Genomic DNA, 7,330 nt, shown 5'->3' on the forward strand with positions numbered 1-7,330 from the left:
GCCGCGGCAGCGGTGAAATCCGGGCGGATCGGCGAGCCGATCCACGGCAGCAGCGGCCGTTTCACCAATCGCGAAGTTGGTCTTCGCATGAACGGAAACTCGAGCGTCTGCTTCTACCTCGGCGTCCACGACGTGGATGCGCTGCAGTGGATCTCGGGTTCGGACATCATCGCCGTCTACTCCCGCCCGGTCGCCAAGCTCATGCCTTCGCTCGGGGTTCGATCCGAAGATGCAATCTTCTCCACCGTCGAGCTGTCGAACGGAATGAGCGGACAGCTCTACTTCGGCTGGACGCTGCCATCGACCGCTCCGACCGGCATCTGGGCCCGCACGGAAATCATCGGCACCGAGGGCATGATCGACCTCGACGTGCGCGACCACGGTCTGCGCATTCTGTCGCGGGGACAGTGGTCGCAGCCCGACGCCCTGCATTGGCCGACCGTCAATGGCCGTATCACCGGGGATCTCTTCGAGGAGGTCCATCATTTCATTTCGGCGGTTCGCGACGACACCCCCTTCGTGATGCCGGTCGGCGATGCCCTGCGCGCCGTCGCCGTCAACGATGCAATCCTGCGCAGCGTCAAATCAGGCCTGCGCGAACCGGTCGAAGACTGGCACATCTGATGAGAGAACCGTCATGACCCGCCAACAGAACATCTGGTGCAGGCGCTTTCTCGATCTCTCGCCGTTGATCCTGCTGGTCATCCTGCTGGCGATCTTCGCGCTCATCGACGCCCGCATCGTTTCGACTGCCAGCCTCATCAACATCGTCGCACAGGCGACCCCGATCGCCATCCTGGCGCTTGGCGCCCTGATCGTTCTGCTGACGGCGGGCATCGACCTGTCCGCTGGCGTCGGCGTCGCCTTCTGTGCCGTCTTCATCGCCAGCCTGATCGACGGCGGTGCCGGCCTGCCGCTTGCCCTTCTCATCGGCCTTGCCGTGATGGTCGTGATCGGCCTCGCAAACGGCGCCGTTATTGCCCTGTTGAAAATACCACCATTCGTGACGACGCTGGCCACAATGGTCGCGTTGCAGGGCGCAACGCTTGCCGTTGCCTCCAAAGGCGTCCTGATGCTGAAGGATCCGACGCTCCGCGCTGTCGGCATCGAGCGCAGCTTCGGCATTCCCAACGTCATCTTCGCAACGCTGCTGATCATCGCCGTCGCAGCAATCCTGATGCGGCACAGCCGCTTCGGGCTGCGTACCTATGCGCTCGGGTCGGATGCCGGAGCCGCGGAACTTGCCGGCATCCCGGTGAGGAAACACACGATCCTCGTCTATTGCGCCTCCAGTACCTTCGTCTTCCTGACGGCTGTGATCATGATCAGCCGGGTACCGGTCGTGACGCCCAATATCGGCGGCACCTCGCTGCTTCTCGACGCGATCGCCGCGGCCGTGCTTGGCGGCACCAGTATTTTCGGCGGCAGGGGAACGGTGTGGGGCGCGGTCGTCGGCGCGCTGATCGTCAGCCTGCTGACGACGGCGCTTCGGGTGTTCGGCACGGACCCTTCCAGCCTCGAACTCTACAAGGGGGCAATCATCATGGTCGCTCTTCTGGCCGATTCCGGCATGACCTACGCCAAGGCCCGGCTTGTCGAGGCCGCACGATGAGCGAGCCAGTTCCGGCCTTGCCGATCCCGCCCGGGTCCAGCTTTGCGCTGATGACCTCGCCGGATACGGAAAGACACGCGACAGCCGGCGTGCATAAACCCGTCGTCATTCTGCCGCTCGGCGCCGTCGAGCAACATGGCCCGCATCTGCCGCTCGGCGTCGATTGCTGGCTTGCGGAAGCGGTTGCTCTTGCCGCAGCGGAAGGACAGGCCTCCATCCGTGTCGCCGAACCTGTCGCCTATGGCTCGTCCGAGCATCATCGCTCCTTCTCCGGCACGATGAGCCTCAGCCCGCAGACCTTCATCGCCGTTCTTGTCGATCTCTGCACCTGCCTTGCCGAAGACGGCTTCCTGCCGGTCATGCTGAACGGCCACGGCGGAAACCGCGCCGCCATCCAGGTGGCGATCACCACCCTTGGCCAGCGCGGCATCGTCACGGCGGGTTTCTCGTATTTCGATCTCATCGCCGACGTGGCGGCGGAGGCCCTGCCCGATGCCGCCACGGGCACTGGTCATGCCTGCGCGCTTGAAACGTCGTTGATGATGCATGTGCTTGGCGTCAGCGTTCGCCGCGATCTCATCCCGCAAGGCGGCACCCCGCCATCCTGGCCGGATCCTCACCTTTACGCCGCGCCGGCCGTCACCGTCTGGCGCCGTTTCGAAGCCATCCGCGACAACGGCGTCATCGGCACGCCATCGCAGGCGAGCGCAGAGGCCGGCAGCAGACTTTTCATCGCAGCCGTGGAGCGCAGCCGCGTTGCCATTTTGAACATCCAATCCGAATTCGGCCAAAGGAACGCATGATGACAGTTCATTTCAAATCTTCTCTCGACGGTCCCAACCTTCGCGGCATGGCGATCGTCTCGGAGCCGGAAGCAGCCGCCCGCATCGGCATCAACCGCATCGGCGGCGAGTGGATTGCCGGCAGCTCCGGCAAGTTCCTGAAAATCGACAGCCCATCGACGGGCGAGCATCTCGGCTATCTCTCACTTTCCACCCGCGCCGATGTCGGCCGCGCGGTGAAAGCCGCCGAAGGCGCACGCGAGGCCATGCGCAAGATGGGGACCTTCGCGCGCGCTCAACTGTGCATGCGCATTGCCGACGCGATCGACAGGCGCGCCGAGGAACTGGCGCGCCTGCTCTGCCTGGAACAGGGCAAGCCCTTCCACAGCGAGGCAAAGGCCGAGGCCTCGGCAGCAGCTCTGGGTTTCCGCAATGCGGCAGAGCAGATGAAGTGGCTGGAGACGGCGGCGTTTCCGCTTGCCGATGCCAACAAGCGCGCCTTCAGCTTCCTGCAGCCGAAGGGCGTCTTCGCCATCATCACGCCCTGGAATTTCCCGCTCGCCCTGCCCTGCCTCTATTATCTCGGACCGGCCGTCGCAACGGGCAACACCGTCGTCTGGGTGCCCGCGCCGACGACATCGCTGATTGCCACGGCACTTGTCGAATGCTTCATCGAGGCGGGCCTGCCGGATGGCGTCATCAATCTCGTTCTGGGTGACGGTGCGGAGGTGGGCGACGAGGCGGTCGTTCATCCGGGCACCCATGCCATCGGCTTCACCGGCAGTTCCGCCACCGGCGCGACGATCGCCCGGCGTGGCGCGGGCAAGCCGCTTCTGCTCGAAATGGGCGGCAACGGTCCGACCATCGTCCTGGCCGACGCCGATATCGACATGGCCGCCGCTCAGGTGGGAGCCGGCTGCTTTGCCAATGCCGGGCAGATCTGCACGGCCACCGAACGCGTGCTGGTGCACAAATCCATCCATGACCGTTTCATCGAAGGTCTCGTGAAAGCGGCTTCGAAGGTAAAAATGGGCGACCCTTTCGATCCCGCGACCACGATGGGTCCGATCAACAATGCGGTGGCCGTCGACAAGGTGCTCAGCCACATTGCCGACGCCCGCGCGCGTGGCGCCGATATCGTCACCGGCGGCAATGTGGCATCAGGTTTTGCCACCAATCTCTATTTCGAGCCGTCGATCGTCACAGGACTGACCCGGGAAAGCCTGCTCAATATCGAGGAATCCTTCGGGCCGATTGCACCCGTGCTGACCTTCGAGACCGACGAGGAGGCGATGGAACTTGCGGCGTCCAGCCCCTACGGCCTGTCGGCCGCGGTCTTCACCAGCGCCATCAAGAATGCCTTTGCCTATGCTGAAAGCTTGAAGGTCGGCATCGTCAACATCAACGAGATGAGCTGCTATTGGGAGCCGCACATCCCTGCCGGCGGCGCAGCCGGGACGCAGAGCGGCCTCGGTCGCACCGGGGGTCGGCACACGCTGATGGAAATGTGCGACCTGAAGACGATCACCGTGGATGTCACTCGCTGACACCCAACGCCCGCGCCTAGAGCCGCATGATGTCGTCCGAAAACCGCTTCGCACTTTTCGGCATCATGCTTTTGTGCGCGGGCCTGCCCTCGCGCCCGTATGCCGTTCGGCAGCGAGCTGTCAGATGGATCGGCGCAGCCTGTCGGCCATTTTCTCGCCAATCATGATCGAGGTGAGGTTGGTGTTTGCCTGGCAATCGAGCGGCATGATCGACGCATCGATAACCCGCAGCCCTTCAAAACCGTAGACCCGGCATTCCGGATCGACCACGGCCTCGCCGGGCCGTCCCATGCAACAGCCGCCAATCCCATGCTGCGCATCGGAAGACTGCGCCAGCAGGAAATTGTCGACCTCTTGGTCACTTGCCGTTTCAAGCCATGACAAAGGCAGATCGGAATCCCCCAGCAGGACGCGCTCGGCGATCTCCTGGATCGGCGCCTGCCGGGCAATCTCGCCAAGGTGGCGATAGGCGATACGCATGCGCTGAATATCCATCGGATCGTCCAGCATGTTCTCTTCCACGATCGGCTGGTCGAAGGGATTAGCGGAGCGCAGCTGCACGGTGCCGCGGCTCTTGGCCTCCATCAGGATCAGATTGACCATGGCCTCGCCGAACTGGGCGCTGTCGGATTCCACACCAATGCCGCCATGGTTCATGGCGACGTAGAGAATGTCGTCGCGCTCGGCACTCGGCACGCCGGAACTCATCCGCACACAGCAGTTGGTATGCCGCGCATCGACATCGGTCGCCTTGAATTCGGGCTTCAGCTTCAGTTCGATGCGGCAATAAGGATGGTCGAAAAATCCTTCGCCGACCGGCAGGTCGGCAAGCACCTCGATGTCCTTTCGGTTCAAGAGAGCCGCCGGGCCGATGCCCGAGCGCTGCAGGATGACCGGAGAGTGGATGGCGCCGGCCGAGAGGATGACCAGCGGCGCCTCGAATTTGCGAACCTGACCGGCCACGATGGCCAAAACGCCGATCGCCGTCTTGCCATCGAAAAGCACCTTGTCGACCGTCGCCTGCCCGATGATGGTGAGGTTCCGCCGGTCGCGGGCAGCTTCCAGATAGCCGTCATTGACCGACACGCGCTTACTGTCTCGACTGTTGATCGGATAGGTGCAAGCCCCTTCAGCGTCCGGAGCATTGAGATCGTCATGCCAGGGATGGCCGAGAGCCATCGCGCTTTGCCGCATGGCCTTGTCGACACTCCCCCAGCTTTCGACGGGCGCGCGGTAGATTGGAATCGGGCCATCGCTGCCGTGAAAATTGGCCGCGATCGGGTCATCCTCCAGGCGGCAGAAGAAGGGCAGCACGTCGGCTCCCGACCAGCCCTTGCATCCGATTTCCTCCCAGCGGTCGAATGCATGCAGCACGCCGCGAATGGCAATCTGCCCATTGACGGCCGTCGAACCACCAAGCCCCTTGCCGCGCCAGTAGACCCGATGCTCCTGCCACTTCGTGCGGCGAGCCATCAGGTCGGGATACATGTATTGTTGCTGAAAATGATCAGGAAGCAGCAGGTTGAAGGGATTTGGACTCTCCATCTCGGCAGGCTGCTCGCCGCTCCGGTAGTCCGGCCCCGCTTCCAGCAAAAGCACGGTCGTGGCCGCATCTTCGGTTAGCCGGGCGGCAAGAACAGCCCCGGCGGCGCCGGCTCCGACAACGATGACATCAAAGGGCATGCCGCACTCCCCGGATCCGACCAATGCACGGCTGGCTTGACCGCGACATCATTTTGATTTCACTTTGTGCACCATCATCTGCCGGCATTCAGGCTCAGCGACGGACGCCGGAACCGATTTAGCCGCCATTGCACGACGGCAAGATCACCATGATTTGTTTTATATGTAAATATGATTTCGTATATGAACCCGCCAGAAATGCTCCTTTTGTCTGTCAACCCCGTGAGGAGATCGATGTACCGCCGGACCCATGGAACGCATCAAAATTCGTTCCGAGCGGGTTCGATCGGTCAACTCATGACCGCCGGATCGAACCCGAATCAGGAAGCCGACCACGGCTACGCCAAATGCGCCGGCGAAATATCCCTTTCGGATAGTCCATTCGCGATCAGGTCAGCAGGCAGGCATCCCGAAACAATCAGGTCGGCTGCGGCACGGCCAAGGGCCGGGGCCATCATGATTCCATAACCGCCCTGACCTGCAAGCCAGAAGAAGTCGGGCGCCGCAGCGTCGTACCCCAGCACGGGCGCCTGGTCGGCCACGAAGGAGCGCAGGCCCGCCCAGCGCTTTGCGATATGGCTGACGGTTGCCAGCGTCTCGCGCTGCTGGTGCGCGCGATGTTGCCGATATTGCGGAGATCGTCTTTGCCAGCCTGCCCAGCCCGCAGATCCTGGAAAAGGTCGTGCTCGGCGACGGCGGCATCGCCGAGGGCAAGGCGGTTCGCATCTTCGTCGACATCTCGACGACCGGTCCGCGAATGGCCGCCAAGGTTGCCGAAGGCCTTTCAGCCAGGAGCATCGCCATGATCGATGCGCCCGTCAGCGGAGGGTTGAAGGGCGCGCGCAATGGCACGCTCGCCGTCATGGTGTCGGGACCGAAGTCTGCCTTCGAAATGGCAAGGCCGGTGATCGAGAATTCGGCCGGATATTCTTCATGGGCGAGGTTCAGGGCTCCGCCCAGACCATGAAGCTTGCCAACAACCTGCTTGCGGCGGCAGCACTTGCGATCTCATCCGAAGCGGTCGTGATGGGCGTCAAGGCGGGCCTCGATCCCAAGGTGATGATCGACGTCATCAACGCCTCGAGCGGCCGCAACAGCACTTCAGTTCGATTTGGTGTCGAATTCGACCTTGCATCGCTGGCCGGCGGGCAAACGGCTGCCGGCGTGACCCGCGCCACATTTAGAAAGCGCTGCAGACAGCAACGCGGACGTGTCACACACGATTGCTTAAGCCCATAGGCGTGCGCGGTTAGTCGAAAATCCGTGTGAACTACCTCATAGTTTAATGCGACACGAAGCGTATCTTCATTAGCATAGTTGCATATTTTGTCACACAGGAGGAAAGCAGTGGCTCGTCCACAGCGCGACATGCGCGGCTATCTAACCGGCTACGGCGGGCCTTTGGCAACCCGAGTTGAGGTGTTTGAGGCCGAGGGCGAATGGTTCGTGCGCATTATCGAACGCGACGAGGAGCGCACCTACTCTTTTGTGCTGAAATCTTTTGCCATGGCCTTCGCGGAGAACCAAAGGATCCACATAAAGCCTCCCACGATCGTGCGGCTGGAGCGTAACCCGTCTCTCCTGTTCGCACATGCCAGATTCACGGCGGCGAATGATCGATTCTAAGATGTCGCGAGACCCGGATCCCGCCTGAACCTCTTCCGCGATCACGCCATAACCCAGCGATACTAAATAGATATGTTGGT

General features: G+C 62.3%; 9 protein-coding genes. 7 read left to right on the forward strand and 2 right to left on the reverse strand.

What is annotated here, in order from left to right; genetic code table 11:
• From EN935_RS15400 to EN935_RS15415, 4 genes are all read left to right on the forward strand, one after another.
• Positions 1-624: Gfo/Idh/MocA family oxidoreductase (locus EN935_RS15400; protein ID WP_164771146.1), on the forward strand; the 624-nt coding region annotated here is incomplete at its 5' end.
• 13 nt (positions 625-637) lie between these two features.
• Positions 638-1,612, forward strand: coding sequence for an ABC transporter permease (locus tag EN935_RS15405; RefSeq protein WP_126068101.1), 975 nt, complete (start codon positions 638-640; stop codon positions 1,610-1,612).
• A complete protein-coding gene (locus EN935_RS15410; protein ID WP_127265382.1) occupies positions 1,609-2,415 on the forward strand; it encodes a creatininase family protein in 807 nt (268 codons plus the stop codon). The genes EN935_RS15405 and EN935_RS15410 overlap by 4 nt, the downstream gene beginning before the upstream one ends.
• Entirely contained in the window at positions 2,415-3,941 is a 1,527-nt protein-coding gene (locus tag EN935_RS15415) for an aldehyde dehydrogenase family protein (protein ID WP_127265383.1), read from the forward strand. Before EN935_RS15410 ends, EN935_RS15415 begins: the two co-directional genes overlap by 1 nt.
• A 120-nt stretch (positions 3,942-4,061) precedes the next feature.
• Here EN935_RS15415 and EN935_RS15420 read toward each other — a convergent pair whose 3' ends face one another.
• Both EN935_RS15420 and EN935_RS42060 read right to left on the reverse strand, forming a co-directional pair.
• Positions 4,062-5,624, reverse strand: coding sequence for a GMC family oxidoreductase N-terminal domain-containing protein (locus EN935_RS15420; RefSeq protein WP_127265384.1), 1,563 nt, complete (start codon positions 5,622-5,624; stop codon positions 4,062-4,064).
• A gap of 338 nt (positions 5,625-5,962) precedes the next feature.
• On the reverse strand, positions 5,963-6,217 hold the full coding sequence (locus tag EN935_RS42060) for an FAD-dependent oxidoreductase (protein WP_245468990.1): 255 nt from the start codon (positions 6,215-6,217) through the stop codon (positions 5,963-5,965).
• Between EN935_RS42060 and EN935_RS42065 the strand changes: the two genes are divergently transcribed.
• From EN935_RS42065 to EN935_RS15435, 3 genes are all read left to right on the forward strand, one after another.
• Entirely contained in the window at positions 6,211-6,591 is a 381-nt protein-coding gene (locus EN935_RS42065) for an NAD(P)-binding domain-containing protein (protein WP_245468989.1), read from the forward strand. The genes EN935_RS42060 and EN935_RS42065 overlap by 7 nt on opposite strands.
• Positions 6,558-6,863: an NAD-binding protein gene (locus EN935_RS15430; protein WP_127265386.1), complete on the forward strand. Its 306-nt coding sequence runs from the start codon at positions 6,558-6,560 to the stop codon at positions 6,861-6,863. Before EN935_RS42065 ends, EN935_RS15430 begins: the two co-directional genes overlap by 34 nt.
• Positions 6,864-6,971: 108 nt before the next feature.
• Complete coding sequence (locus EN935_RS15435; RefSeq protein WP_109661480.1) at positions 6,972-7,250, forward strand: hypothetical protein; 279 nt, start codon at positions 6,972-6,974, stop codon at positions 7,248-7,250.
• The last annotated feature ends 80 nt before the right edge of the window (positions 7,251-7,330 follow it).

The organism is Mesorhizobium sp. M7D.F.Ca.US.004.03.1.1 (assembly GCF_003998635.1).
Classification (GTDB): Bacteria; Pseudomonadota; Alphaproteobacteria; order Rhizobiales; family Rhizobiaceae; genus Mesorhizobium; species Mesorhizobium loti.